At 69.4% G+C, this 26,140-nt stretch carries 26 protein-coding genes; 14 read left to right on the top strand and 12 right to left on the bottom strand.

What is annotated here, in order from left to right; translation table 11 throughout:
- Nucleotides 1-19 precede the first annotated feature (19 nt).
- On the bottom strand, nt 20-1,006 hold the full coding sequence (locus VKQ35_RS06770) for a hypothetical protein (RefSeq protein ID WP_324359846.1): 987 nt from the start codon (nt 1,004-1,006) through the stop codon (nt 20-22).
- Between the two features lie 124 nt (nt 1,007-1,130).
- A complete protein-coding gene (locus tag VKQ35_RS06765; protein WP_324359844.1) occupies nt 1,131-2,039 on the bottom strand; it encodes a methyltransferase domain-containing protein in 909 nt (302 codons plus the stop codon).
- Nucleotides 2,040-2,099: 60 nt separating this feature from the next.
- Here VKQ35_RS06765 and VKQ35_RS06760 point away from each other — a divergent pair, with 60 nt between their 5' ends.
- From VKQ35_RS06760 to VKQ35_RS06735, 6 genes are all read left to right on the top strand, one after another.
- Complete coding sequence (locus tag VKQ35_RS06760; protein WP_324359842.1) at nt 2,100-2,816, top strand: ComF family protein; 717 nt, start codon at nt 2,100-2,102, stop codon at nt 2,814-2,816.
- A gap of 64 nt (nt 2,817-2,880) precedes the next feature.
- A complete protein-coding gene (gene grxC, locus VKQ35_RS06755; RefSeq protein ID WP_324359840.1) occupies nt 2,881-3,141 on the top strand; it encodes a glutaredoxin 3 in 261 nt (86 codons plus the stop codon).
- A gap of 146 nt (nt 3,142-3,287) precedes the next feature.
- Nucleotides 3,288-4,118: a carbon-nitrogen hydrolase family protein gene (locus VKQ35_RS06750; RefSeq protein ID WP_324359838.1), complete on the top strand. Its 831-nt coding sequence runs from the start codon at nt 3,288-3,290 to the stop codon at nt 4,116-4,118.
- 11 nt (nt 4,119-4,129) lie between these two features.
- Nucleotides 4,130-4,561, top strand: a complete 432-nt coding sequence (locus tag VKQ35_RS06745) for a DUF1178 family protein (protein WP_324359836.1) — start codon at nt 4,130-4,132, stop codon at nt 4,559-4,561.
- Between the two features lie 72 nt (nt 4,562-4,633).
- A complete protein-coding gene (locus VKQ35_RS06740) occupies nt 4,634-5,086 on the top strand; it encodes a VOC family protein (protein ID WP_324359834.1) in 453 nt (150 codons plus the stop codon).
- 83 nt (nt 5,087-5,169) lie between these two features.
- Nucleotides 5,170-7,077, top strand: coding sequence for a S9 family peptidase (locus VKQ35_RS06735; RefSeq protein WP_324359831.1), 1,908 nt, complete (start codon nt 5,170-5,172; stop codon nt 7,075-7,077).
- 7 nt (nt 7,078-7,084) lie between these two features.
- Here VKQ35_RS06735 and VKQ35_RS06730 read toward each other — a convergent pair whose 3' ends face one another.
- Nucleotides 7,085-7,468 (bottom strand): VOC family protein, encoded by a 384-nt coding sequence (locus VKQ35_RS06730; protein WP_324359829.1) that lies wholly within the window; start codon nt 7,466-7,468, stop codon nt 7,085-7,087.
- Between the two features lie 145 nt (nt 7,469-7,613).
- Here VKQ35_RS06730 and clpB point away from each other — a divergent pair, with 145 nt between their 5' ends.
- A complete protein-coding gene (clpB, locus tag VKQ35_RS06725; RefSeq protein ID WP_324359827.1) occupies nt 7,614-10,196 on the top strand; it encodes an ATP-dependent chaperone ClpB in 2,583 nt (860 codons plus the stop codon).
- A 41-nt stretch (nt 10,197-10,237) separates the two neighbouring features.
- Here clpB and VKQ35_RS06720 read toward each other — a convergent pair whose 3' ends face one another.
- The 5 genes from VKQ35_RS06720 to VKQ35_RS06700 form a co-directional block, all read right to left on the bottom strand.
- On the bottom strand, nt 10,238-10,603 hold the full coding sequence (locus VKQ35_RS06720) for a hypothetical protein (RefSeq protein WP_324359824.1): 366 nt from the start codon (nt 10,601-10,603) through the stop codon (nt 10,238-10,240).
- 92 nt (nt 10,604-10,695) lie between these two features.
- A complete protein-coding gene (locus VKQ35_RS06715; RefSeq protein WP_324359822.1) occupies nt 10,696-11,259 on the bottom strand; it encodes a hypothetical protein in 564 nt (187 codons plus the stop codon).
- 69 nt (nt 11,260-11,328) lie between these two features.
- Nucleotides 11,329-12,447 carry a DUF3667 domain-containing protein gene (locus VKQ35_RS06710; protein WP_324359820.1) on the bottom strand — a complete coding sequence of 373 codons (1,119 nt, stop codon included), beginning with the start codon at nt 12,445-12,447 and terminating at the stop codon, nt 11,329-11,331.
- Nucleotides 12,448-12,492: 45 nt separating this feature from the next.
- Entirely contained in the window at nt 12,493-12,915 is a 423-nt protein-coding gene (gene arfB / locus VKQ35_RS06705) for an alternative ribosome rescue aminoacyl-tRNA hydrolase ArfB (protein ID WP_324359818.1), read from the bottom strand.
- A 34-nt stretch (nt 12,916-12,949) separates the two neighbouring features.
- On the bottom strand, nt 12,950-13,294 hold the full coding sequence (locus VKQ35_RS06700) for a hypothetical protein (RefSeq protein WP_324359816.1): 345 nt from the start codon (nt 13,292-13,294) through the stop codon (nt 12,950-12,952).
- 338 nt (nt 13,295-13,632) lie between these two features.
- Here VKQ35_RS06700 and VKQ35_RS06695 point away from each other — a divergent pair, with 338 nt between their 5' ends.
- The 5 genes from VKQ35_RS06695 (at nt 13,633) to VKQ35_RS06675 (ending at nt 20,762) form a co-directional block, all read left to right on the top strand.
- The gene (locus tag VKQ35_RS06695) at nt 13,633-14,187 is read left to right on the top strand and encodes a hypothetical protein (protein WP_324359815.1); all 555 of its coding nucleotides are present in this window, start codon (nt 13,633-13,635) and stop codon (nt 14,185-14,187) included.
- 238 nt (nt 14,188-14,425) lie between these two features.
- A complete protein-coding gene (locus VKQ35_RS06690) occupies nt 14,426-14,929 on the top strand; it encodes a GNAT family N-acetyltransferase (protein ID WP_324359813.1) in 504 nt (167 codons plus the stop codon).
- 120 nt (nt 14,930-15,049) lie between these two features.
- A complete protein-coding gene (ilvC, locus tag VKQ35_RS06685; protein WP_324359811.1) occupies nt 15,050-16,069 on the top strand; it encodes a ketol-acid reductoisomerase in 1,020 nt (339 codons plus the stop codon).
- Nucleotides 16,070-16,340: 271 nt separating this feature from the next.
- Entirely contained in the window at nt 16,341-19,751 is a 3,411-nt protein-coding gene (locus VKQ35_RS06680) for a S41 family peptidase (protein ID WP_324359809.1), read from the top strand.
- Between the two features lie 132 nt (nt 19,752-19,883).
- Nucleotides 19,884-20,762 carry a DUF2189 domain-containing protein gene (locus VKQ35_RS06675; RefSeq protein ID WP_324359807.1) on the top strand — a complete coding sequence of 293 codons (879 nt, stop codon included), beginning with the start codon at nt 19,884-19,886 and terminating at the stop codon, nt 20,760-20,762.
- A 4-nt stretch (nt 20,763-20,766) separates the two neighbouring features.
- Here the strand turns inward: VKQ35_RS06675 and rsgA are convergent, their stop codons facing one another.
- Nucleotides 20,767-21,882: a ribosome small subunit-dependent GTPase A gene (gene rsgA, locus VKQ35_RS06670; RefSeq protein WP_324359805.1), complete on the bottom strand. Its 1,116-nt coding sequence runs from the start codon at nt 21,880-21,882 to the stop codon at nt 20,767-20,769.
- Nucleotides 21,883-22,086: 204 nt separating this feature from the next.
- On the opposite strand from rsgA, the gene VKQ35_RS06665 reads away from it, so the two are divergent.
- Nucleotides 22,087-22,395 carry a GNAT family N-acetyltransferase gene (locus VKQ35_RS06665; protein WP_324359803.1) on the top strand — a complete coding sequence of 103 codons (309 nt, stop codon included), beginning with the start codon at nt 22,087-22,089 and terminating at the stop codon, nt 22,393-22,395.
- A gap of 7 nt (nt 22,396-22,402) precedes the next feature.
- Here VKQ35_RS06665 and VKQ35_RS06660 read toward each other — a convergent pair whose 3' ends face one another.
- Nucleotides 22,403-23,158 carry a tRNA1(Val) (adenine(37)-N6)-methyltransferase gene (locus VKQ35_RS06660; RefSeq protein ID WP_324359801.1) on the bottom strand — a complete coding sequence of 252 codons (756 nt, stop codon included), beginning with the start codon at nt 23,156-23,158 and terminating at the stop codon, nt 22,403-22,405.
- Nucleotides 23,159-23,343: 185 nt separating this feature from the next.
- On the opposite strand from VKQ35_RS06660, the gene VKQ35_RS06655 reads away from it, so the two are divergent.
- Nucleotides 23,344-24,312: a polyprenyl synthetase family protein gene (locus tag VKQ35_RS06655; protein WP_324360011.1), complete on the top strand. Its 969-nt coding sequence runs from the start codon at nt 23,344-23,346 to the stop codon at nt 24,310-24,312.
- On the opposite strand, the gene VKQ35_RS06650 is transcribed toward VKQ35_RS06655, so the two are convergent.
- Nucleotides 24,309-24,557, bottom strand: coding sequence for a hypothetical protein (locus VKQ35_RS06650; RefSeq protein WP_324359799.1), 249 nt, complete (start codon nt 24,555-24,557; stop codon nt 24,309-24,311). The two genes, VKQ35_RS06655 and VKQ35_RS06650, sit on opposite strands and share 4 nt — an antisense overlap.
- Before the next feature lie 47 nt (nt 24,558-24,604).
- Nucleotides 24,605-25,996 carry a class II fumarate hydratase gene (fumC, locus tag VKQ35_RS06645; protein WP_324359797.1) on the bottom strand — a complete coding sequence of 464 codons (1,392 nt, stop codon included), beginning with the start codon at nt 25,994-25,996 and terminating at the stop codon, nt 24,605-24,607.
- Between the last annotated feature and the right edge of the window lie 144 nt (nt 25,997-26,140).

The raw sequence follows: 26,140 nt of genomic DNA, 5'->3' as shown, positions 1-26,140 counted from the left end.
CGTGAGGCGTCGGTGCGGCCTAGCGCCGATCGCTGATCCGGGTCATGGCCACCTGCCGCGCCGCCGGGGCCTTGGTCGCCTCGACCACGCACTGGCCGGGGTCGATCATGGCGTGCTGGCCCAGACAGAAGATGTCCTCGTAGTGCGGGCCGGCGCTGGCCAGGCACTGGTAGAGGTTGAGCTTGGCCATGTGCAGGCAGGAGCCGGTGCGGGGCTCGCTCATCAGGCTCTGGCCCTGCCGCTGTTCGCCCAGCACCGAAAGCGCCGCCAGGGCCACGCCGCGCGCCACCACCGGCGTCGGCGCGCCCGGGCGGTGCGTGGTCTGGGCCAACGCCATCTGCAGCTCGGCGGCGTCCTCGCGGGCCGGGCGATAGCTTTCGGCGGAGAGCCGCTTCACGCGGCTCAGGCGACCCGCCGCGTCCGGGACCTTGGCCTTCGACCAGTCCTGGTGCTGCACCGAATAGGCCGCGCGCTTGACCTTCTCGCCATCGCCCGCGAGACCCGCCCCTTGCGCGTAGAGCGCCCCGTTGGCCCGCGCGCCGGCGGCCTCGGCGCCCGGGAGCGCCAGCGCAGCCTGCGGATCGGCGGCCAGGCGCCGCGCCAGCTCGCCGGGCGAACTCTCGGCGCGCACGGCGGCGACAAAGCGCGGCTCCTGCAGGGCGGCGAGCGCCGCATAGGCGATCATCCCGGCTTCCAGTTCGTGCGGCTCGTGGCTCGCACCGGTCTGCAGGGCCTGGGCGACGTCGGCGGGACTGGCGAAGGCCGCGTCGATGCCGCGCGCATGGCGCATGAAGCTTTCGAAGGCGGCGGCCTGGACCTGCAGGCTGCGGTCGGCGGGCGCGGCTTCCACAGCCCGCGGTGTCGATTGACGCGGCGCGGCGGCATAGGGACGGGCCGGCAGGGGGCGAAGGGCGGCCGTGCGCGGGTGCGCCGGCTGCGTGGCGCAGCCCGCCAGGGCCAGGAGCCCGGCAGTCAGCGCCAGGCCCAGGTTTCTCGTCTTGGTCATCATGACCCCCGCGTTCAGGAGCCCCCCGATGCGCCAGCCTAGGCCGAGACCGTGGGCGACGCCGCCGTGGCCAGTTGTCGCTGCGCCGGCTTAGCGCGGGGTTACCAAGCGTGGCTGTCGGAATTCACTCGTCCCGAGGGAGCGGGTGCTCCACGACGCCCAGTGCGTCGGCAAGCCGCATCTTGGCCGAGCCGGGCTTGAGCGGCTGCGGCTGGCTGTCGTGCGGCGCCCAGCCGGTCAGGGTGACGATCTCGAAGGTGGCGCTGAACCGCCCGTCGGCGCCGGCGAACCGCTCGGCGTAGATTTCGGCGGCGCGAGCCAGCAACGTGCGGGTGAGCGCCCTTGGATGGCGATCCGCCAGCACATTGGTCTCGCCCATCTGGCGCAGGTCCGCCATGAGCCGCAGCGGGTGCTCGTAGCTGACGTTCACGCGGTCCACGTCGGCGACCGGCAGGGCGAAGCCGGCGCGTTGCAGGAGGCTCGCGGCGTCGCGGCTGTCGGCGAAGGGCGAGACGCGGCTGCCGGCGCCGCCGAGCAGTTCGCTCTCCGCGTCGGTCAGGGCCTGGCGGAGCTCGGTGAGGGTTGAGCCGCCGAAAAAGGCGCCCAGGAAGAGGCCGTCAGGCTTCAGGGCCCGACGAATCTGCACCAGGGCGCCGACGACGTCGTTGGTCCAGTGCAGGCCGAGCGTCGAGACGATCAGGTCGAGGCTCCCCGGCGCGAAGGGCAGGCGCTCCTCGTCCAGCACCACGCGTGGGCCGCCGCGGCCGGCCAGCATGGCGGGTGACAGGTCCGCCTCGACCAGCACGCCGACGCGCGAGGCGGCCTCGCTCTCGGCCAGTGCTTCGGCGAAGGCGCCCCTGCGCGCCGAAAGGTCGACGGCGCGGGGGAAGTCCCGCATGATCGCCTCCAGGCGCTCGACGAGGTCGAGGGCGGCGCGGCGCTGCAGGAAGTCGGCGGCGGCGAACCCGCCCGCGGCGCGGTTCAGGCGCTTGGCGTGCAAGGCGCGGTCGAAGAGGCGAGGGGGAGCGGACATTTGAGCGCGGAAGATGGCCTCTTCCCTCAGGTTTTGAAACCGGGTCCCCGCGCAAGGGCGATGTGGCGCGGGACGCTGGACCTGATCTTCCCGCCCCAGGCGCTGGACGGCGGCGCGGCCCAGGCGGGCGGCCTCTCGGCGACCGCCTGGAGCCGCATCCAGTTCCTTGACGGACCGGTCTGCGACGGCTGCGGCGTCCCCTTCGAGTTCGACATCGGCTCGCGCTGCGCCCAGTGCCTGGCCAGGCCCCGGGCCTTCGACGCCGCCCGCGCGGCCTGCCTCTACGACGAGCACTCCCGCGAGCCGATCCTGAAGCTGAAGCACGCCGACCGCACCGACCTCGCGCCGCTGTTCGCCCGCTGGCTCAGCCGCGCCGCCCGCGAGCTGGTCGAGGCGGCCGACGCCATCGCGCCCGTGCCGCTGCATCCCTCGCGCCTGCTCAGCCGCCGCTACAACCAGGCCGCCGAGATCGCCCGGCCGCTCTGCCGCCTCACAGGCGTCGCCTATCTGCCCGACGCGCTGGTGCGCCGCCGCGCCACGGACACCCAGGGCGGGAAATCGGGCATCGGCCGCAAGCGCAACGTCGCCGGCGCCTTCGAGGTCCCGGCGCGCCGCGCGGCCCGCGTCGCCGGCAAGCGCATCCTCCTGATCGACGACGTCATGACCACCGGCGCCACCGCCGAGGGCTGCGCACGCGCTCTCAAGGCCGCCGGCGCGCTGCGGGTGGATGTCGCAGTCGTCGCCCGGGTTAAAGAGATGACCAGAGCCACTACATGACGAGTCACCGTATGAAGGCTCCAAGACGGTTGTTACGTTAGAGCGCCCATCTTTCAGCAGGCCCATGTCCCACGTCACGATCTACACCAAGCCCTATTGCCCCTACTGCGTGCGCGCGCTGGAGCTGCTCGAGCGCAAGGGCGTCGATTTCACCGAGATCGAGGCGGCCTACGACCCGGCCAAGCGCCAGGAGATGGTGCAGCGCTCCGGTGGCCGGATGACCTTCCCGCAGATCTTCATCGGCGACCGCCACATCGGCGGCTGCGACGACATGGTGGCCCTGGAACGCGCGGGTGAGCTCGATCCGCTGCTTCAGGCGGCCTGAGCGCGCCATCCCTCCTCTTTAGGGGAGGGAACGACTCGCGGAACGCGAGCGGGGTGGGGGAATCTCGATCATTTTCTGCTTCAGCATTTGGCCCACCGTTCCCCACCCGTCTCGCTTCGCTCGCCACCCTCCCCTAAAGAGGAGGGATGACGCTGAAGGTCGCCTTGATTCAGACCCGCACGCCGGCCACGCCGGAGGCCGGGCTTGCGCACGTCCTGCCGCTCGTCCGCGAGGCAGCGGAGGCGGGCGCGAAGTTCATCGCCACGCCGGAAGGGACCAACGTCCTGCAAAAGGACCGCGACCTGCTGTTGCCGATGCTGAAGGACCAGGAGGAGGACGTGGTGGTCGCCGGCTTGCGCGCCGCGGCCCTGGATTTCGGGGTTTGGGTGCTGATCGGCTCGGCGCTGGTGAAGCGGCTGGACGGCAAGGCCGCCAACCGCTCCATCCTGGTCTCGCCGCAGGGGGCGATCCTCGCCACCTACGACAAGCTGCACATGTTCGACGTCGACCTGCCGACCGGGGAGACGGCGCGGGAGTCGGCGACCTACGAACCGGGGACCCAGGCGGTCACGGCGCGGGCCGGCGAGCTGAAGCTCGGCATGACCGTCTGCTACGATCTGCGCTTCCCGGCGCTCTACCGCGCGCTCGCGCTGGCCGGGGCCGAGGTGATGACCATTCCCGCCGCCTTCACCCGCCCGACCGGCGCGGCGCACTGGGAGGTGCTGATGCGGGCCCGCGCCATCGAGACCGGCGCCTTCGTGCTCGCCCCGGCCCAGGGCGGCCGCCATGAGGACGGACGCGGCACCTGGGGCCACTCGATCGCGGTGGCCCCCTGGGGCGAGGTGATAGCTCATCTTGATCATGACGAGCCCGGCGTGCTCATGGCGGACCTCGACCTGGCCGCCGCCGCCAAGGCCCGCGCGGCGATCCCAAACCTCGTCAACGCCCGGCCGTTCGCCGACCCCCAATCGCTGTAGAGGAGGGCCTGATGATCCGCTACGCCCTCCTCTGCGACCGCGACCATGAGTTCGAAGGCTGGTTCGGCGCCTCCGCCGACTTCGACGACCAGCAGGCGCGCGGCCTGATCGAATGCCCGGTCTGCGCCTCCAAGGCGGTGCGCAAGGCGATCATGGCCCCGGCGGTCAGCGGGACGAAGCGCCGCTCTCAGGACCAGACGCCCGCTCAGAACCATCAGATGATGATGGAGGCCATGGGCCGTGTGCGCCGCCACGTGGAGGAGAACTTCGACGACGTGGGCGACGCCTTCGCCAGCGAGGCTCGCGCCATCCACGAGGGCCGCTCCGAGGACCGCGGCATCTATGGGCAGGCGACCTCCCAGGAGGTCCGCGAGCTGGTCGAGGACGGCGTGCCGATCGCGCCCCTGCCGCCCGAGCCAGTCAAGAAGACCCAGCTCAACTAGCGCCTCGCGGTTAGACGCGGCCCGCGCCGGGCGGTAGCCTGAGCCACATCGGGCTTCGGAGGGGACTTAAGGATGGCGGCGCATCGCAAGGGCATAGGCTGGCTGGCGCTGGCCTTGGCGCTCAGTCTCGCCTCGGTGGTCCAGGCGCAGCCGCCCGGGCATATCACCGGCGTCGGCGGCATCTTTATCAAGAGCAAGGACCCCAAGGCGCTGGCGCGCTGGTATCGCGACGTGCTGGGCCTGCCGATCGAACTCTGGGGCGGCGCGATGCTGAAATACGACGCGGCCGGCCATCCGGGGGAAGTGGTCTGGAACGCCTTTCCGACCGCCAACGACTACATGGCGCCCTCGACGCGCGAGTTCATGATCGACTTCGCCGTCGACGACCTGGACGCCTTCCTGGCGCGGCTGAAGGACAAGGGCGTGACGGTGCTGGGCCGGCAGGCGGACGCCACCGGCGCCTTCGCCTGGATCCTCGACCCCGACGGCACGAAGATCGAGCTGCGGCAGGCCAAGGCGAAATAGCCGGACACCGGCGACGGTCGCCTTCGGCCTCTTGATCCGGCTTCGGGATCGCTACAACCTCCCGGTGTCTGGGGAGGCGCGTAATGTTCAAGGTCAAGGTGTGGCTGGCGAGCCTTGCGCTCGTGTCGGGCGCCAGCGCGCATGCGGCGCCGTTGGAGGCCTTCGGCCGGCTGCCGAGCCTCGAACAGGTGGCGATGTCGCCGGACGGCGCGCGCGTGGCGATCGTCTGGAGCGACGGCGTCCAGCGCAAACTGCTGTTGCAAAACACGGGCGACCACAAGGTCACCGCCGGGGTGAGCCTCGGCGTGGCGAAGGTCCGCAGCGTCCAGTGGGCCGGGCCGCAGCACCTCATCATCACCTCATCCAGAACCGGCACCATCCTGGGGGTCATGTCGCCGCGTGAGGAGTGGCGCGTCGCGGTCGATTACAACATTGAGGCGGGCAAGCTCAGGCCGATGCTGGGCGACGCGACGGACGCTCTCAACGTCGTTGTGGCGCCGCCAATCGTCCGCACCATCAACGGCAAGCCGGTGGTCTTCCTGCAAGGCATCCACTTCGTGCAGCACCAGGGCGTCGACACCCTCTACCGCTACAATCTTGACAGCGGAATTTCCCAGCAGATCGAGGTTGGCGACGAGAGCACCCGCGGGTGGGTCCTGGACTCAAGCGGAACGCCGGTGGGGCAGGTTCTGTATGCCGACAAATCCGGTAGGTGGTCCCTTAAACAGAAGGCCGGCTCCTACTGGCACGAGACCAAGCAACTCACCACGGACGATCCGCCCGAGACGCTGGGCGTGGGCAGGGACGGCCACAGCATCCTGATCCGAGAGGCGCGGGATGGCGGCGCGGCGCTGCGTGAGGTCGCCGCCGACGGCAGTTGGGGCGAGCCGCTGGCGCTGCAGGCCGCTGACGGCCCGATCTTCGACCCCGGGCGGCACAACCTGATCGGCTACTTCGCCCTGGTCGGAGACGACGCTCGCTACACCTTCTTCGATCCCGCCGACCAGAAGGTCTGGGACAGCATCCGGGCGGCCTACCCTGGGCAAGGCGTCAGCCTTTCGTCCTGGTCCGAGGACCGGCGCAAGGTTGTGGTCCGTGTGGATTCCCCCTCGGAGGGGGCCGCATACGCCCTGGTCAACTTCGACACGCGCGAAGCCCATTGGCTAGGCGGTGAGTTTGACAAGCTGACGCCCGCCGACATCGCGCCGGTCAAGGCGATCAAGTTCAAGGCCAAGGATGGTCTGGAGCTGCACGGCTACCTGACCGTCCCGCGCGGAAGGCCGGCGAAGGACCTCCCATTGGTCGTCTTCCCGCATGGCGGTCCTGCAGCTCGCGACGAGCTCGGTTTCGACTGGTGGGCCCAGGCCATGGCCTCGCGCGGCTATGCCGTGCTTCAGGTGAATTTCCGCGGTTCGGACGGCTACGGCTGGGACTTCCTCAAGGCCGGGTTCGGCGAGTGGGGTCGGAAGATGCAGACCGACCTCTCCGACGGCGTCCGTTTCCTCGCCGCCGAAGGCGCAATCGATCCAAAACGGGTGTGCATCGTCGGCGCCAGCTACGGCGGATATGCGGCCCTTGCGGGCACCGCGCTGGACGTCGGCGTCTATCGTTGCGCTGTGTCCTACGGCGGGATTTCCGACCTCAAACGGTTCAATACCTGGCTCGCCCGCAACAACAGCTTCGCCAGCCAGCGCTATTTCCTGCGCTTCATGGGCGCAGAGAGCACCAAGGATCCGACCCTGGCTGAGGTCTCGCCCGTCGCCCACATCGACCGGGTGGCGGTTCCGGTGATGCTGATCCACGGCAAGGACGACACGGTCGTGCCGCTGGAGCAGAGCCGCATCATGGCCGACGCGCTGAAGGCGGCCGGCAAACCTGTGGAACTGGTGACGCTCGACTCGACAGACCACTGGCTGACCAACGGGGACACGCGGCTCGCGATGCTCCAGGCGACCATGGCCTTCGTGGAGAAGAACAACCCGCCGAACTAAGGTCACATTACCGCGGCCGCCCGAAGAACAGCACATAGCCGTCCGGGTCGGTGACCTCGAAGCCGCGCAGGCCGTCGTGGGTGTCTTGCAGGGGCGAGGAGAAGGCCGCGCCGGCGGCCTGGAACTCGGCGGCCAACGCGTCGGGGTCGGGGGCGTGGACATAGGCGTCCCAGCGCGCCCAGCCGTAGCGCTGGGGGTTCGGCGCCGGCTCGCCGGCGCCCTTGAGGAAGAGCTGGGCGCCGTCGCGCACGACGATGGCGAAGAAGTCGTCCGGCGGCGGTGGCTGGAAGGTGACTTCGAAGCCCAGGCGGTCGCGGTAGAAGGCGACGCTGGCCGGCGCGTCGGCGACGATGAAGAAGGGCGAGATGCCCGGCGTTTCAGCCCGCGCCATCGGCGTGATCCTGTTTGTTCATACGCGCTGAGCATAGTTCGCGGGCGCGCATCCCTTGTGTGACCTATGCGCCACACTACATCCGGTTGGCCCGGACCGTGCTTGATGAGGCGGCCCCGGCAATTCGCCTATCCAAGGGGACCTGATGAACATCGACGTCTATTCCGACCGCGCCAAACAGGCGATCCAGTCGGCGCAGAGCCTGGCTCTGGCCCGCGGCCACCAGCAGCTCGCGCCCGAGCACCTCTTGAAGGTGCTGCTCGAAGAAAAGGACGGGCTGTCGCGCGCGCTGATCCAGAGCGCCGGCGGGCGGCCCGACGAGGCTGACCGGGCCGTCGACACCCTGCTCGGCAAGCTGCCCAAGGTCGAGGGCGGCTCGGGCCAGCTCTACATGAAGCCCGAGACGGCGCGGCTGTTCGCCGGCGCGGAGCTGGACGCCAAGGCGGCGGGCGACGCCTTCGTCACCACCGAGCGCCTGCTGATCGCCATCTCCAAGGACGGCGGCGACGCGGCCAAGATCCTGAAGGACGCCGGCGCTTCGACCAAGGCGCTGGAAGGGGCCGCCGCCGACGTGCGCAAGGGCAAGACCGCCGATAGCGCATCGGCCGAAGAGGGCTACGACGCGCTCAAGCGCTACGCCCGTGACCTCACCCAGGCCGCCCGCGACGGCAAGCTCGACCCGGTGATCGGCCGCGACGAGGAAATCCGCCGCACCATCCAGGTGCTGTCGCGCCGCACCAAGAACAACCCGGTGCTGATCGGCGAGCCCGGCGTCGGCAAGACCGCCATTGTCGAGGGCCTGGCCCTGCGTATCGTCAACGGCGACGTGCCGGAGAGCCTGAAGGACAAGAAGCTGCTGTCGCTCGACATGGGCAGCCTGATCGCCGGCGCGAAGTACCGCGGCGAGTTCGAGGAGCGGCTGAAAGCGGTGCTGAACGAGGTCACCGCCGCCGAGGGTTCGATCATCCTGTTCATCGACGAGATGCACACCCTGGTCGGCGCCGGGAAGTCGGAAGGCGCCATGGACGCCTCCAACCTGCTGAAGCCAGCGCTGGCCCGGGGCGAGCTGCATTGCGTCGGCGCGACCACGCTCGATGAGTACCGCAAGAACGTGGAGAAGGACGCCGCGCTGGCGCGTCGCTTCCAGCCGGTGTTCGTCAGCGAACCCACCGTCGAGGACACCATCTCGATCCTGCGCGGCCTGAAGGAGAAGTACGAGCTGCACCACGGGGTGCGGATCAGCGACAGCGCCATCGTCGCCGCCGCGACTCTCTCCAACCGCTACATCGCCGACCGCTTCCTGCCGGACAAGGCCATCGACCTGATGGACGAGGCGGGGAGCCGCGTGCGCATGGCGGTCGACAGCAAGCCGGAGGAGCTGGACGAGATCGACCGGCGCGTCGTGCAGCTGAAGATCGAGCGCGAGGCGCTGACCAAGGAAACCGACGCCGCCTCGAAGGCCCGGCTGGAGAAGCTCGAGGACGAGCTGATCGAGCTGGAGGCGCAATCTGAGGACATGACCGCCAAGTGGCGATTGGAGAAGGAGAAGGTCTCGCTGGCCGCCCAGACCCGCGAGGCGCTCGAGCGGCTGCGCGCCGAGCTGATCACCGCCCAGCGCAATGGCCAGCTGCAGCGCGCCTCGGAGATCGCCTATGGCGAAATCCCCACCCTCGAAAAGCGGCTGGCCGAGGAAGAGGCCAAGGCCGACCAGGACGCGGTCTCGCCGGAAGTCGTCGACGCCGAACAGATCGCCGCCGTGGTCTCCCGCTGGACCGGGGTTCCGGTGGAAAAGATGCTGGAGGGCGAGCGCGAGAAACTGCTCTCCATGGAAGACGCCCTGCGCGCCCGGGTCGTCGGCCAGGAGGAAGCCCTGCTGGCGGTCTCCGACGCCGTGCGCCGCGCCCGCGCCGGCCTGCAGGACCCCAACCGGCCGATCGGCTCGTTCCTGTTCCTGGGACCGACCGGCGTCGGCAAGACCGAGCTCACCAAGGCGCTGGCCGAATTCATGTTCTCCGACGAGCACGCGATCACGCGCCTCGACATGAGCGAATATATGGAAAAGCACTCGGTCAGCCGGATGATCGGCGCGCCTCCGGGCTACGTCGGCTACGACGAGGGCGGCGCGCTGACGGAAGCGGTGCGCCGCCGACCGTATCAGGTGCTGCTGTTCGACGAGGTGGAAAAGGCCCACCCGGACGTCTTCAACGTGCTCCTGCAGGTGCTGGACGACGGGAGGCTGACGGACGGCCAGGGCCGAACGGTCGACTTCCGCAACACGCTCATCGTCATGACCTCCAACATGGGCTCGGAATTCCTGGCCACCCTGGAGGAGGGCGAGGACGTGGAGGACGCCCGGCCCTCGGTGATGAACGTGGTGCGCCAGCACTTCCGGCCCGAGTTCATGAACCGGATCGACGAAATCATCCTCTTCAAGCGGCTGGGCCGCGGCGAGATGGACGGGATCGTCAGGATCCAGCTGCAGCGGGTGGAGAAGCTCCTGGCCGACCGCCGCATGTCCATCGCGCTGGACAATTCAGCGACCCACTGGCTGGCCGAGCGCGGCTATGACCCGGTCTATGGCGCGCGCCCGCTGAAGCGGGTGATCCAGAAGGAGCTGGTCGACCCCATCGCCCGCAAGCTGCTGGCGGGCGACCTGGAGGACGGCGCGGTGATTGACGTCACCGCCGACGCCGATGGTCTCATCATCGGCCGCGCCAAGGTGCACTAAGCGAAAGAACCTCCCCCGAAATCGGGGGAGGTTTTCGCGCATTAGTCGCAGACGCGGCGCGTGACGTAGCGGTCAAGCCGCGTGTCGTAGGTGTCGTCGAGCTTGCATTTGATGCGGTGGCCGTCGGGCGCGATCATGCCGTTCGGGTCGGGGCCGTAGCGGTCATAGGGCACGCTGGCGTAGCCGTTGACCATGGCCGGGCCGAGGACGGAGCCGGCCTGCGGCACATAGGCCGGGCCGCGGTAGCCGTCATCGAAGTAGGGGCGGCCATAGGCGTCGTAGCGGTAGCCGGGCTCCACGGCAGGCGCGGGATAGACCACATAGGGCTGGGCGCTGACCGTCTGGCTGATCATTGCGCCGCCGAGGAGCGTGGCGCCCGCCGCGGCGGCGAGAAGCAGTTTGCGCATAAGAACCTCCTTAGGAGGCATCCCTCAGGGCGGGGAAAACCCGCATCGCCGCGAGGGGTTCCCAGCGCCCAGCTTGCGCGTTCTCAGCTCGGCTAGAGTTCGAAGGCGATGACCTTGCCGCCCTTGGCGACCACGCGGCGCATCATCGCCAGGTTCGGTCCGCTCTGGCCGGCGGCGGGCTTGGCCAGCGTCACCAGATACCAGGCGCCGTCGGCCAGGCCCGGGAAGGCGAAGTGGTCGGTGGCGTCGCACTTGGCGCGCTTCACGTAGGGGTCGGAGTCGCCGGGCGGCGCGAGGTTCTGGCGGCTGCGCACGTCGTCGGCGGGGAGCGCGGCGCGCTGGTCGGACCTGTAGAGCGCCATCATCCGGCGGCGCGACCAGGGCGTCTCCGGCGTCGCGACGACCGTCAGGCCCGCGCAGGTGTAGCGGACCGGTCCGGGGGGATGCGAAAGCGCGCCCGAGAGCGTGTTCTTGCCGGGCGCCTGCGACCAGGCGAAGTCGCTGGCGTGGAAGGCGCCGTCGTCAAGCACCGGCGGCGGGGGCGGCGCGAACCGTCCGGGCGGCGGCGGTCCCAGCGAGGGGGCGCAGGCGGAAAGCGCGCCCAGGAGGACGCCCGTGAGGAGGGAAGCGGCGAGGAAGCGAACGCGGTCGGCCATGGGGCGCAGCTTATAGGCCATTGCGGCGAAATCGCGCCAGAGCCGGGACTGAACGTCGAATTCTGACGCTCAGACCTGCGCCACCGCCAGCACCAGGACGCCGGTCAGGAGGGCGAGGGACGAGACCACGGTGATCGTCCAGACGATCAGGGTCTTCAGGACCGCGCCCAGGATCGATGAGCCATAGGCCCCGCGAAGGGTTTGGAACAGGTTGATCGGCGTCCAGAGCGCCACCAGGCCGAACCAGTAGGGCATGGCGACGGTCGGCAGGATCAGGCCCGCGGCGTTGGTCAGGAAAGTGAAGGACAAGAGGTTCATCGCCACCAGCAGGTGGTCGTAGAGGAACACGTCCTTGCGGCGCCGGTAGACCAGCGCCAGGCTCAGGCCGACGATCGGCAGCAGGATCACCGCCAGCCGCTGCGCCCAGTTGAAGACGATGGTCCAATAGTAGTCCTGGTTGGCGACCGCCTTCTTGATGCCGGGCTTGAACCACGCGCCCTTGCCGTTCGAACCCAGCCCTTCCACCTCGACCGGTGGCGGCAAGCCCTGTTCGACCCGGTCGGCGCGGGCCAGCGCCCGGGCGTGGCGGTCCTGGGCGCTCTTCAGGTGGCGCGCATAAGCAGCCTCGACCCTGGCGGGCTTCTCGTCAGGGTCCTTCAGGCTTTCGGCGCGGTCGCCCGCGGCTTCCTTCAGGTCGTCGGCCAGGTTCTTTTCCGCCGCGGCGCGGATGCGGGTCACCTCGGCGGCGCGGCCGGCCGGCGTGGCCAGCAGGGCCTCGTGCGCGGCCTTCTGGCGTTGCTGCTGCAGGGTCTGCTCGTGGGTCGCGTGCTCGGCGGCGAAAATGAAGATCAACAGCGCGACAAGGAACGTCCGGAACGGCGGCACGTGGCGCACGATGCGGCCGTCGATGTAGTCGCGCGCCAGGGTTCCGGGCCGGAAGAACAGCGCCGGCACGGTGCGGAAGAGGCGCCCGTCCAGCTCGAAGGTGGTCTCGATCGCCTCCCAGATCAGGTGCAGGATCGAGCGCTTGTGGGTGTCGGAATTCTGGCCGCAGACGTGGCAGAAATGGCCCTGCAGCTCGGCGCCGCAGTTGTGGCAGGGCCCGGACGGCGGCGGCGCTCTCTTGCGGCGGCGCGCGCTCAGGTGCGGCAGGGAGTCCGCCACCGCGATTTCAAGCTCTGACGTCACCACGACCCCGCGACCCGCCTCGACGCAACCTAGCCCACACCTCGCCTAGTCGTCACGACCCGGTCTGCCGCGCATGGCCTTGACGCCCGCGCGCTTCGACTTGCCCTCCAGCCGCTTCAGCTTCGACGCATAGGTCGGCCGGGTCTTCTTGCGGGGCTTGGGCCGATGCGTCGCCTGCTCGATCAGGTCGACGAGGCGGGCCCGGGCGTCCTGGCGGTTCATCTCCTGGCTGCGGTGGCTCTGGGCAAAGATCACGATGACGCCCTCCTGGTTCATCCGCCCGCCCGCGATCCGCTCCAGCCGGTGTTTCACGTCGTCGGGGAGCGAGGGCGAGTTGCGCGCGTCGAAGCGCAGCTCCACCGCCGAACTGGACGTGTTGACGTGCTGCCCGCCCGGCCCCGAGGCGCGGACGAACTTCTCGGAGATCTCGTCGTCCTCGATGGACAGGCTGTCGGTGACCGGGATCATCGCGCCGCCCCGTCGTGTCTCAGCATTGGACTGCTCAGGAAATCCATTGGGCGCCGTCTCCGACCGGGTTCCACCGGCCATCGGCCTCGCGCCGATAGAGCAGGGTGCTGCCGTTCCCGCAGAGTGGGCCGCATGCGAGGCCGATGGAGACCAGGGCATAGCGGCCGTCCTGACTGACCACGGGCAGTGAAATGCTCAGGATTGTGGCGCTGTAGGCCGGGGTCCATTGTCCGTTCTTGTGGGTCACCTTGTCGGCGGCGTCGGCGCCGAAGGACATATCCGTCCGCGCGAAGCGGCCAGGCAGATCGGGGCACTCCGAGACGGCGCCGCCCTTGGGCCGCGCCAGGAAGGCCTTAACCAGCGTGCGAGAAGGCGCCACCCGCCTCCAACCCTCCAGGAACCCTCCTACCGACACCCCCTGGTCCATGCTCCCACCATCGACCACGACCCACGGCCGTCCCTCGATCGGCTTGTCGGTCCAATCGCCTACGATTTGGGCCGCGAGTGCGCAGGGTGCGCCCGATACGGGCTCGGCCGCGTGAGCGCCTGCAGTCGCGGCAGCCAGCCACAGCCCGGCGCAGGCCGGGGCCCATCTCAAATTTCTTTGGGCGCGAATGGACATGGCGCCTTTCCCTCGCAAGCGACCCGCAATGACATGCCACGCTTCGGGCGCTTTCGCGACGTAGCGGTGCGCCGGGTCCAAGCCGGGAGTCGCCTTTGTTCTTGAAGTCCTGCGTCGCCGCCGCCGTCCTGGCCTGCGCGACGGCCGCCGGCGCGCAGCCGACCGGCGCCCACGCGCCCACGACGGTCCAGGCCGTCGACACCTATCTGGCGCTGCGCGAAGTGGCCTTCTCCACCAAGCCGGAGGACGTCGAGGTCCAGGCGGTCGCCGGCCGGGAGCAGGTCTATGGCGTGATCGTCGAATTCCAGGCCGATGACGCGCTCGTCACCGCCGTGGGGTTCGCCTCGGGCGACGCCAGCGTCTATCGCTCCACCGGCGGCGGCGACATCGGTGGCCGGCGCGACCCCGTCGTCGCCGACGCAGCGCGCGCGCTGGTGGGGCTGGCGCAGGTGCAACTCGCCGACCTGCCGCGGGCGACCGCCTATCCGACGCCGGAGCCGGGCCATGTGCGGGTCTATCTGCTCACCACCGCGGGCCTGCGCAGCGTCGAGGAGGACCGCGCCCAGATCGCCGATACGCAGGACCGTCTCGCGGCCCTGTTCGCCGGCGGCCAGAAGATCGTCAGCGCCTTCAGGGCGGCCAAGCAGTAGCCGGCGGACTTTTTGCCAAGCTGCGCCGGACGGGTTATGAACGGCCCATGCGCACGATGCTCATCAGCCTCGTACTTACCACCCAGACCGCCGCTGGCGGGCCGGACCGGAGAGTCGTGCGCTAGGAGAGCCCCCAAAAGCGACAGACCACCCACCCAGCCCCGCCGGATCCGGACGGGGCTTTTTCTTGGCCCTCGTCCCTCCAGCCAAATTTGGCCCGCCCTTCGGAGACGAGACCATGCCAGAACCCCCTGACCAAATATCGATCCGCGCCATGGAAGCCGGCGACGTCCCCGACATCGCCGAGGCGTGGAACCAGCCCAACGCCTACGCCGACACCTTGCAGCTGCCCTACACCTCGGTGGAGTCGCGCCAGGCGCGCTTCGCCGCCAGGTCCGCGAACCAGGCCAACCTGGTCGCGGTGGTCGCAGGCAAGGCGGTCGGCATGATCTTCCTCGGCCGCGAGGAGGCCCGGCGCGCACATGTGGGATCGATCGGCATGGCGGTGCATGACGCCCACGCCGGCCGGGGCGTCGGCACGGCCTTGATGGCGGCGGCCATCGACCTGGCCGACAACTGGCTGCAGCTCAAGCGGATCGAACTCAGCGTCTATGCCGACAATCCGCGCGCCATCGCGCTCTACGAACGGTTCGGGTTCGAGCGCGAGGGTCTTTGCCGGGCGTTTGCCTGGCGCGATGGGGCCTACGCCGACGCGCTGGCCATGGCGAGGCTGCGCCTGTGACGCTTTGTCGACAGATGGGGCAACCCTTGACCTTTGGGCAAAAAAACGCTGGAAAGCGCCCGCTTTGCTGCATGTGCGTTGCGCACGCGCAGCGCTTCTTGACCTCCCAGGAGAACAATCATGCGCGTCTACTATGACCGCGACGCCGACCTTTCCCGCATCCTGGACAAGAAGATCGCCATCGTAGGCTATGGCTCCCAGGGCCGGGCGCATGCGCTCAACCTCAAGGACTCCGGGGTGAAGAACGTCGTGGTCGCGCTGAAGCCCGGCTCGGCCACCGCCAAGAAGGTCGAGGCCGATGGCCTGAAGGTCATGTCGGTCGCCGAGGCCGCCAAATGGGCCGACGCGCTGATGGTGCTGGCGCCCGACGAGCTGCAGCGCGGTATCTACAATGCCGAGATCGCGCCGAACCTGAAGGATGGCGCGGCGCTCCTGTTCGCCCATGGCCTGAACGTCCACTTCAACCTGATCGAGCCGGCGCCCGGCGTCGACGTGCTGATGGTGGCGCCCAAGGGCCCCGGCCACACGGTGCGCGGCGAATACCAGAAGGGCGGCGGCGTCCCCTGCCTGATCGCCATCCACCAGAACCCGACCGGCAATGCGCTGGACTTCGGCCTGGCCTATGCCTCGGCCATCGGAGGCGGCCGCTCGGGCGTCATCGAGACGACCTTCCGCGAGGAATGCGAGACCGACCTGTTCGGCGAGCAGGCCGTGCTCTGCGGCGGCCTGGTCGAGCTGATCCGCGCGGGTTTCGAAACGCTCGTCGAGGCGGGGTATGCGCCGGAGATGGCCTATTTCGAGTGCCTGCACGAGGTGAAGCTGATCGTCGACCTGATCTACGAGGGCGGCATCGCCAACATGAACTACTCGATCTCCAACACCGCCGAGTACGGGGAGTATGTGACCGGCCCCCGCATCGTGACGCCGGAGACCAAGGCCGAGATGAAGCGCGTGCTGGAAGACATCCAGTCCGGCCGCTTCGTGCGCGACTTCATGCAGGAAAACGCCGTCGGCGCCCCGAGCTTCAAGGCCACCCGACGCCGCGGCGCCGAGCACCAGATCGAGGAAGTCGGCCAGCGCCTGCGCGCCATGATGCCCTGGATCACCAAGAACAAGCTGGTGGACACGGCGAGAAATTAGCGCCCGCGGCACGCACCCACTCATCCCAGCGAAAGCGGGTATCCAGCCCCCTTTCCCCTCGATGGGGAAAGGGTTGGGGATTGGGGTGCGCCATGTGACGCTGGGGCGACGGTCGCGTTCGGCGCCGGTCGATGGCCTATCTCGAGCTCGGCGGTCACACCCCATCCCAACCCTTCCCCATCGAGGGGAAGGGCTCTTGCACCGGGAACCCGATTGCCAAACGCCCGAGCGCGGCGGAAAGCTGGGCGGTCGTTTTCCGGGGGGATCGTCCGTGCGCTTCACATCCATTCTCGCCTTTGCGGCCGCGGGCCTGCTCGCCCAACCCGCCGCCGCGCTGGCTGAAGCCGCGCCGCACATCCTGCAGCAGCCGGCGATCAGCCATGACCTGATCGCCTTCAGCTACGCCGGCGACATCTGGACCGTGCCGCGGGCCGGGGGGAAGGCGACGCGGATCACCATCGGAGTCGGGGTCGAGAGCGCGCCGATCTTCTCGCCGGACGGCAGGACGCTGGCCTTCACCGGTGACTACGACGGCAACACCGACGTCTTCACCGTGCCGGCCGCCGGCGGCGTGCCGCATCGGGTGACCTACCATCCGGCGGTGGACTCCGCGGTCGGCTGGTCGGCAGACGGCAAGAGGATTCTCTTCCGCTCCAACCGCAGCGCCGCCAGCCGCTACACCCAGATCTTCGAGGTGGACGCGCAGGGCGGTCCCGCGACGCCGCTGCCGCTGCCGATGGCCTATTCGGGGACCCTGTCGCCGGACGGGGCGAAGATCGCCTACAACCCGATGGCGCCGGCCTTCTCGTTCAGCTTCACCGCCTACGTCTCCTGGGGGAACTACCGGGGCGGCCAGGCGAGCACGATCAAGATCACCACGCTGAACGGGCTCGATACGACGGAAGTCCCGCACGAGGGCGCCGCTGACATCTCGCCGGTCTGGGCGCGGGGCAAACTCTACTTCCTGTCGGCGCGCGGCGGGCCGATGTCGGTCTACAGCTACGATCCGGCCAGCAAGGCGGTGGCGCTGGTCTACAAGAACACCGGCCCGGAGATCCGCTCGCTCGCCAGCGACGGCCAGAGCCTCATCTTCGACCGTCTGGGCGAGCTCTACACGCTTGAACCCGGCGGCGAGCCGAAGCTGCTCAGCGTCGACGTCACCGGCGACATGCCGGACGTGCGCGACCGCATCCGCAAGGTCGGCGACGAGGTGGTCAATGTGGCGGTCTCGCCCACCGGCCTGCGCGCCGTGGTCGAGGCGCATGGCGAAATCCTCACCGTGCCGGTCAAGAGGGGCCCGGTCCGCAACCTGACCAATACGCCGGGCGTCATGGAGCGCGAGCCGGCGTGGAGCCCCGACGGCCAGTCGGTGGCCTTCTTCTCTGACGCGGCCGGCCTCTACGCCCTGCACGTCGTCGCCCAGACGGGCGAGGGCAAGGCCCGCGTCTATCCGCTCTCCAACGAGCCGACCTACTATTTCCACCCGGTCTGGTCGCCGGACTCCAAGAAGATCGCCTTCTTCGACAACCGCCTGCGCTCGCAGGTCCTGGATCTGGCCACCGGCAAGGTCACTCAGCTTGGCGAGGCCGACGCCTGGGGCGGCTTCACCGACCAGACCCACGGGATGAGCTGGTCGCCGGATTCCAAGTGGCTGGCCTGGGTGCGCTATCAACCCAACCACCTGCATGGGGTGATGCTGTTCTCGGTGGAGAAGGGGACCTCGATCCCGGTCACCGACCCGATGGGCGATGCGCGCGATCCGGCCTTCGACCGCAACGGCAAGTACCTCTACTTCCTGGCCAGCAACAACGCCGGCATGGCGCAGCACCAGCTGGACATGTCGAGCGACCTCTACCGCCCGACCCGCGCGGTCTACGCCATCGCGCTGGCGGCGGCGACGGCGTCACCGGTCGCCCCGGAGAGCGACGACGAGAAGTCGGTGTCGGAGGCCCGAGAGACCGCCAAGGAGAACGCCGACAAGACGCCTGCCGGTCAGGCGGGCGAGGCCAAGGCCGACGCCAAGGCCAAGCCGCAGGCGCCGCCGACGCCACCCGCGCCGAAGGCCACGGTGGTCGACCTGTGGAGCCTCAGCCAGGCGGCGATCGACGCACGGACCATCGCCATGCCGATCCCGGCCGGACCGCTGACCGCGCTGCAGACCGGCAAGCCCGGGACGCTGTATTTCCTGACCGATCCGGGCGCGACCGACCCCAACGCCACCGGCCCCGACGGGACCCTGAAGCGTTTCACGCTCGAAGACCGCAAGGTCGAGACCGTGGCCGAGCACCTGGCCGACTACCAGATCACCGCCGACGGCGAGAAGGTGCTGCTGGCCGAGGTGAAGCCGCCTTCGCCGGACGGCGGCGGCGGGCCGCCGCATCCGCACTACAGCGTCGTCCCCGCGACGCCGAGGCCGCCGGGCGCGCCGCCGCCAAAGGCCGAAGACACGCAGCTCGCCTTCGACAGCCTGCAGGTGCGCGTCGACCCGCCCGCGGAGTGGGCGCAGATGTACCACGAGATCTGGCGCATCGAGCGGGCGAGCTTCTACGATCCGAACTTCCACGGCTACGACACCGTCGCCGCCGAAAAGCGCCTGGCGCCCTATGTGGCGGCGGTGCAGTCGCGCTCCGACCTCAACTACATCTTCCAGGAGATGCTGACCGGCTTCTCGGTCGGCCACCTGCGCGGCTCCGGCGGCGACATTCCGGCGGCGCAGAAGGTGGCGGGCGGCCTGCTGGGCGCCGACTACAAGATCGTCGGCGGCAAGTGGTGCATCGCCAAGATCTACACCGGCGGCTCCTGGTCGCCGGACGCCAAGGCGCCCCTGGCCCAGCCAGGGCTCAACATCCACGAAGGCGACTGCATCGCCGCCATCAACGGCCAGGCGGTGAGCGCGGCCATGGACATCCAGCAGCCGCTGGAAGGCACGGTCGGCAAGGCGGTGAGCCTCAGCCTCACCAGCGCCTCCGGACCGCCGCGCGACGTCACCGTCCTGCCGATCGCCAGCGAGGCGCGGCTGCGCAACCTCGACTGGATCGACGGCAACCGGAAGAAGGTCGACCAGCTCTCCGGCGGCAAGCTCGCCTACGTCTACCTGCCCGACACCGGCGGCGGCGGCTTCACCAGCTTCAACCGCTACTACTTCGCCCAGAGCGACAAGCAGGGCGTGGTGGTCGACGAACGCTTCAACGGCGGCGGCCAGATGGCCGACTACATCATCGAGGTTCTGAGCCGCCACCTGCAGGGCTATTGGCAGCCGCGCTATGGCGCCATCGAACGCACGCCGGCGGCCTCGATCCTCGGGCCCAAGGTGATGATCGCCAACGAGGCCTCCGGGTCCGGCGGCGACGCGCTTCCCTGGATGTTCAAGGCCAACAAGCTGGGCCCCCTGGTGGGAAAACGCACCTGGGGCGGCCTCGTGGGCATCAGCGCCATGCCGCCTCTGATGGACGGCGGCCAGGTGACCTCGCCCGACGTCGGCTTCTTCTCGCCGTCGGGCCAATGGGACGTGGAGAACCACGGCGTCGACCCCGACGTGCCGGTGGAGCAGGACCCCAAGGCGGTCGCCGCCGGCCACGATCCGCAGCTGGAGACCGCGGTGTCGCTGGCGATGCAGAAGCTCGGTCCGGTCGCCGCGCCGCCCCGGCCGCCGTTCCCGGTCTATCCGCTGAAGCCGAAGTAACGATCGGGTGAGCCGGAACCTTCAGGCCGCCTCGCGTGCTACTAATGAGCCTCTGGGGAGTGGTTTCAGCCGCGGACCCTGTAGGCCCTTGGCTGCGACCCACCCCGGATCACAAAGACCGGGAGGTCACGCATGGCGTCTGAAAAACCCGCCGACCATCACGTCGAGAACCCCTTCGAATACGTCACCGAAAAGCTCAGTTGGGCGGTCTCTGATGGCCTGCGCACCTTCCGCTTCGACCCGGCGCGCCACGCCGGCCAGGCGGTTCCGGTGGCCCGCAAGCTGGCGGTCGCAGACCTGTGGGACGCCCTGAAGAAGGGCATGGCCGACGTCGGCGCGACCCGCGACGACATCCTGTTCATCGGCCTGATCTATCCGGTCGCCGGCCTGATGCTGGCCCGGCTGATGTTCAGCTATGACCTGCTGCCGCTGGTCTTCCCGCTGGCCTCGGGCTTTGCGCTGATCGGCCCCTTCGCGGCGGTCGGCCTCTACGAGATGAGCAAGCGCCGCGAGGAAGGCAAACACGTCAGCTGGTTCGACGCTTTTGAGGTGGTCAATTCGCGCGCCTGGGGCTCGATCCTGGGCCTCGGCTTCGTGCTCTTGGCGCTGTTCAGCCTGTGGCTGGCGGTGTCTTGGGAGATCTATCTGGCGACGCTCGGCGGCGCCGCGCCGCAGACCTTCGCCGGCTTCGAGCAAAGCGTTTTCCAGACCGCCGGCGGCTGGAGCCTGATCGTCGCCGGCGTCGGTGTCGGCGCCTTGTTCGCCGTCGCGGCGTTCGCGGTGGGCGTGGTGTCGTTCCCGCTGCTGCTCGACCGCGACGTCGGCATGGTGACGGCGGTGAAGACCTCGTTCCGCGTGGTCGCGGCCAACCCCGGCGTGATGGCGCTGTGGGGCGCGATCGTCGCCGGGGCCCTGGTGCTGGGGTCGATCCCGGCGCTCGTCGGCCTGATCTTCGTCATGCCGATGCTGGGCCACGCCACCTGGCACCTCTACCGCAAGGCGGTCGGGTAGAGCCCTAGTCGTCGATCTCGCGCTTGGTCTTCGTCCAGGCGCGGGCCGACTTGTGGACCGCCGCCCAGCGCTTGCGCTCGGCCTGAGCGGCCAGCGGGTCTTCCTTGCGCTCGGCGTGGGCCAGTTCGCGCTGCAGCTTCTGGAAGCTTTGCCAGCGGTCGGGGTCGAGCGTCCCGTCGGCCAGCGCCGCGCGGACCGCGCAGCCGGGCTCGCGGTCGTGGGCGCAATCGCGGAAGCGGCACCCCTGCGCGATCTCCTCAATCTGAACGGTGGTCTCGGCGAAGGCGGCGGCCAGACCCGCTTCGGCGTCCCACAGCGCCAGCTCCCGCATCCCGGGCGTATCCAGGATCAGCGCGCCCGAGGGCAGCAGGATCAGCTCGCGGTGCGTGGTGGTGTGGCGGCCGTGGGCGTCGTCCTCGCGGATCGCCTTGGTGGCCATCTTCTCGACGCCCGCCAGGGCGTTGACGAGGGTGGACTTGCCGACGCCCGATGATCCCAGCAGCACCGCGGTCTTGCCGGGCGCCAGCAGAGCCGACAGCGCGTCGAGCCCCTGACCGGTGCGCACCGAAACACTGAGCACCGGCACGCCGAAAGCGATCGCCTCGACCTGCGCGATCAAGGGCTCCGGGTCGTCGCAGGCGTCGGCCTTGGTGAGCAGGATCACGGGCGCGGCCCCGCTCTCGTAGGCGGTGGCCAGGTAACGCTCGAGCCGGCGCAGGTTGAGGTCGGCGTTCAAGGAGGCGGCGAGTAGCGCCATATCGACGTTGGCCGCAACGACCTGCCGGTCCTTGGCCGTGCCGGCCGCCATCCGCGTGAAGGCCGTCGCGCGCGGCAGAACCTGGGCGATCACCGCGGCGTCGCCCTTCAGCTCCACCGCCACCCAGTCGCCGGTGACCGGATAGGCCCCAAGATCGAAGGCGGCCGCCGCCTCATGGCGGAACAGGCCGGAGATGCGCCCCTCCGTTTCGCCCGCGTCGGTGACGAGGCGATAGAGATTGCGCTGCTGGACGATGACGCGCGCGGGGACGAGGCCGCGCGCCGCATAGGGTTCGAAGTCGTGCTGGAGCGCCGGGCTCCAGCCATATGAGCTGAGCAATGTCAGGGTTTCCTTTTGGGTCATGAGCCGTTCAGGCGTCGACCGCGGGAATCCTGTCTCTTGCAGAAAGGATCGGCTGCTCTAGGCAACCCGCACGGCGACGCGGTGAAGGGCGGCGGCAATGGGTTTCATCACGAAGGCTCCTTCTCGAAGGGTTGGCGTCGGTGCGTGGCGGACCTTGGCCCCGAGCCCAGCCTGGGTCAAGAAGAGCCAGCAGGGGAGCAAGCCATGGCCGACACGCCCACCGTCGTGATGAACGAGGCGACCAGCCGCTTCGAGGCCTATCTCGATGGCGAGACGGCCTTCACCGAATATGTGCTGCACAACGGCGCGATGGTTCTGCCGCACACCGTGGTGCCGCCGGCCTTCGAGGGGCGCGGCGTGGGATCCGCGCTCGCCAAGGCGGCCCTGGGTTATGCCCGGGAGCATGGCCTGAGCGTCAAGCCAAGCTGCCCCTTCATCGCCGGCTACATCCAGAAACACCCGGAATGGGCCGACATCGTCGACCCGAAGTTCCGCGAAAGGCTGGGTCTCTAGAGGCGCCCTAACCCCAGTCGAGCGCCGCGTCGCCGCGCAGGATGGCCTCGGTCTCCGGGGTGTGCTTGCCGCCTTCACCGCGCTCATTTGGCCGATCGTGCAGCACCAGCGGCGGCAACAGCCGCAGCGGCGCCTTGCCGGTCTTGATGGCGCGCACCAGCACCCGCTTGGCCGGCTGGTCGGCGAAGGGCAGCACGGGACGCACCTGGGCCGAGCCCGCCTTGGGCGCCAAGAGGGCCAGGATGTCGGCCAGGCGGTCGGCGCGGTGGATGAGCGTGATGGTCCCGCCCTCGCGCACCGCCTTCGACAGAAAGCCGATCCAGGCCTCCAGCCCGTCGTCGGCCATCCAGGCGCCGCGCCGCTCGGCGGCGGGACCGCGCAGCGCGTCCGGGTCGTCGAAGAACGGCGGATTGGCCAGGGCCGCGTCGAAAACCGGCAGGCCGAGCCCCGAGAACCGCAGGGCCACATCGCCGGCCACCGCCCCGACCCGGTCCGCCATGCCGTTCAGCGCGATGTTCTCCAGCGCCAGCGCCAGCGCCTTGGGATCGCGCTCCACGCCGGTGAAGCGCGCGCCCGGCCGTCTGGCCGCCGCCGCCAGCAGCGCGCCGCCGGCCCCGCAGCCGGCCTCGATCACCCGCTGGCCGGCCTTCGCGTCGCAGGCCGCCGCCAGCAGCGCCGCGTCCAGGCCCGCGCGATAGCCGCGGATCGGCTGGCGCAGGCGAACCTTGCCGTCCAGGACGCCGTCTTCGGTGGTTTCGTCCATCATCCGTGAACTGCGATAACCTGTTCTGACAGCGTATAGCGGCGGGTGCGCTTGACCGTGCCCTATCGCGTCACCATTGTCCCTCGCAACGGCGGAGCCTCCCCCTTTTCGCCGTTTCAACGCCGCTAACTGAGGTGAGTTTGGCCGTCGCCACCCATCCCGCCGTCGCCGAAAAGCCGCCGTCACTGGACGCGCTGCTGGCGCTCGCGCGCCCCGACATGGCCGCCGTCGACGCGCTCATCAAGCGGCATATGGATAGCCCCGTGCCGGTGATTCCGGCGCTGGCCGACCATCTGATCGCCGGCTCCGCCAAGCGGTTGCGGCCGCTGCTGACCGTCGCCGCCGCGCGTCTGGCCGGCGCCCGCGACGACGCCTGCCTGAAGCTCGCCGCCGCCGTCGAGTTCATCCACACCGCCACCCTGCTGCACGACGATGTGGTGGATTCCTCGCAGCTGCGCCGCGGCCGGGTGGCCGCCCACCTGATCTGGGGCGCGCCGTCGAGCGTGCTGGTCGGCGATTTCCTGTTCGCGCGCGCCTTCGAGCTGATGGTGGGCGCGGGCTCCATGCCGGCGCTGGAGATCCTGGCGCGCGCATCCCGCGTGATCGCCGAGGGCGAGGTGCTGCAGCTTACCCGCGCCCACGACCTGGACCTCTCCCAGGAGGTCTATCTCGACATCATCAAGGCCAAGACCGCCGAGCTGTTCGCCGCCGCCGCCGAGTCCGGCGCGGTCAGCGCCGGCGCCACGAGCGAACGCTGCCGGGCGCTGCGCAAATACGGCGAGGACCTGGGGATCGCCTTCCAGCTGGTGGACGACGCGCTGGATTATTCCGGCGACAGCGCCGATCTCGGCAAGAACCCCGGCGACGACTTCCGCGAAGGCAAGGCGACGCTGCCGCTGCTGCTGGTCATGGCGCGGTCCGGCCCGGCCGAGCGCGAGTTCTGGATCCGCACCGTGGACCGGCGCGAACAGACCGATGCCGACTTCACCCGCACCTGCGAGCTGATGCGCGCCACCGGCGCCCTGCAGTCGACCCTGGACCTGGCCGCCGACTATGCCGCGAGCGCCAAGGCGGCGCTCGCCGACTTCGGCGCCAACCCCTGGCGCCCGGCGCTGGAAGACCTGGCCGATTTCGCGGTGGCGCGTCGGGCCTAGGCCTCGGAAAACGGGTGCGGCAGGCGGCCGGACTTGAACAGGATCACCGGGTTTTCGTCATAGTCGCCGAGTTCGGTGTCAGCGGTGGCCGAGAACGCCACCACGCCCTCGCGCAAGGGCGCCAGCCGCTCGGCCTTCCGCCTCGCCTCTTCGGCGGTCTTGCAGCCCACCTGCTGCTCGGCTTTGAGCGACTTGCCGCGCCCGGCGACATAGGTCTGCAGGATGTAGACGGTTTCACTGGCCATGACGCAGCCACGCGCCCCGCAGCGAGTCCCGTCAATGGCGCAAGGCCCTAGCCCGGCCCGATCATGTCCTCGGGCCGCACCCAGGCGTCGAATTCCTCGCTGGTGACGTAGCCGCCGCCGACCGCCTCTTCGCGCAGCGTCGTGCCATTGTGGTGCGCGGTCTTGGCGATCTTGGCGGCCTTGTCGTAGCCGATGTGCTCCTTGAGCGAGGTGACCAGCATCAGGCTGCGCTCCAGGTTGGCCTTGATGTTGTCCTCGCGGGCCTCGATGCCGGCCACCATGTTGTCGGTGAAGCTGATCGAGGCGTCGGCCAACAGCCTGCAGGACTGCAGGAAGTTGTAGGCCATCACCGGGTTGTAGACGTTGAGCTCGAACTGGCCCTGCGAGCCGGCAAAGCCCATCGCCGTCTGGTTTCCCATCACATGCGCGCAGACCATGGTCAGCGCCTCGGCCTGGGTCGGGTTGACCTTCCCCGGCATGATCGAGCTTCCCGGCTCGTTCTCCGGCAGCGACAGCTCGCCAAGGCCCGCGCGGGGGCCTGAGCCCAGGTAGCGGATGTCGTTGGCGATTTTGAACAGCGCCGCGGCGGTGGCCGTCAGCGCCCCGTGGCTGAACACCATGGCGTCATGCGCCGCCAGCGCCTCGAACTTGTTGGGGGCGGTGACGAAGGGCAGCCGGGTGATGGCCGCGATCCGCTCGGCGACCTTTTCGGCAAACCCGATCGGCGCGGTGAGGCCCGTGCCCACCGCGGTGCCGCCCTGCGCCAGCTCATAGAGGCCGTAGAGCGTCTCCTTCAGCCGGCGCACGGACATCGCCGTCTGGTGGGCGTAGCCGCCGAACTCCTGTCCCAGCGTCAGCGGGGTGGCGTCCTGGGTGTGGGTGCGGCCGATCTTGATGATGTGGTCGAACTGGGCGCTCTTGGCCTTCAGCGCCTGGTGCAGGTGCTCCAGCGCCGGCATGACGCTGCGGGCCACCTCCTCGGCGCAGGCGATGTGCATGGCCGTCGGATAGGTGTCGTTCGACGACTGGCTCATATTGACGTGGTCGTTGGGGTGCACGGGCGTCTTGGAGCCCATCACGCCCCCCAGCATCTCGATGGCGCGGTTCGAGATCACCTCGTTGGCGTTCATGTTCGACTGGGTGCCGCTTCCGGTCTGCCAGACGACGAGCGGGAAATGGTCGTCGAGCTTGCCGTCGATGACCTCCTGGGCCGCGGCGACGATCGCCTCGGCGATCTTGGGGTCGAGCTTGCCCAGCGCCAGGTTGGCCTCCGCGGCGGCGCGTTTGACGACGCCGAGCGCCCTGACCACCGGGATCGGCTGCTTCTCCCAGCCGATCCTGAAGTGCTGCAGGGACCGCTGGGTCTGGGCGCCCCAGTAGCGGTCGGCGGCCACTTCGATGGGGCCAAAGGTGTCGGTCTCGGTGCGAGTGGCGGTCATCGCGGGGGTCCCAGCTTGCAATCTCGCGGGTCTAACCGCCCCCGCGGCCAGCGGCAACGGGCGTGGCGCAGCTCCGGAGCGAACGGTATAGGTGGGCGTCCAGCTCGGAGCCCTGACCCATGCTCGTCGCGACCACCAACGACC

This window comes from Phenylobacterium sp., from assembly GCF_035309685.1.
Lineage (GTDB): Bacteria > Pseudomonadota > Alphaproteobacteria > Caulobacterales > Caulobacteraceae > Phenylobacterium.
Note: the sequence above shows the minus strand (reverse complement) of the source record. Positions and strands in the feature narration are given on the sequence as shown.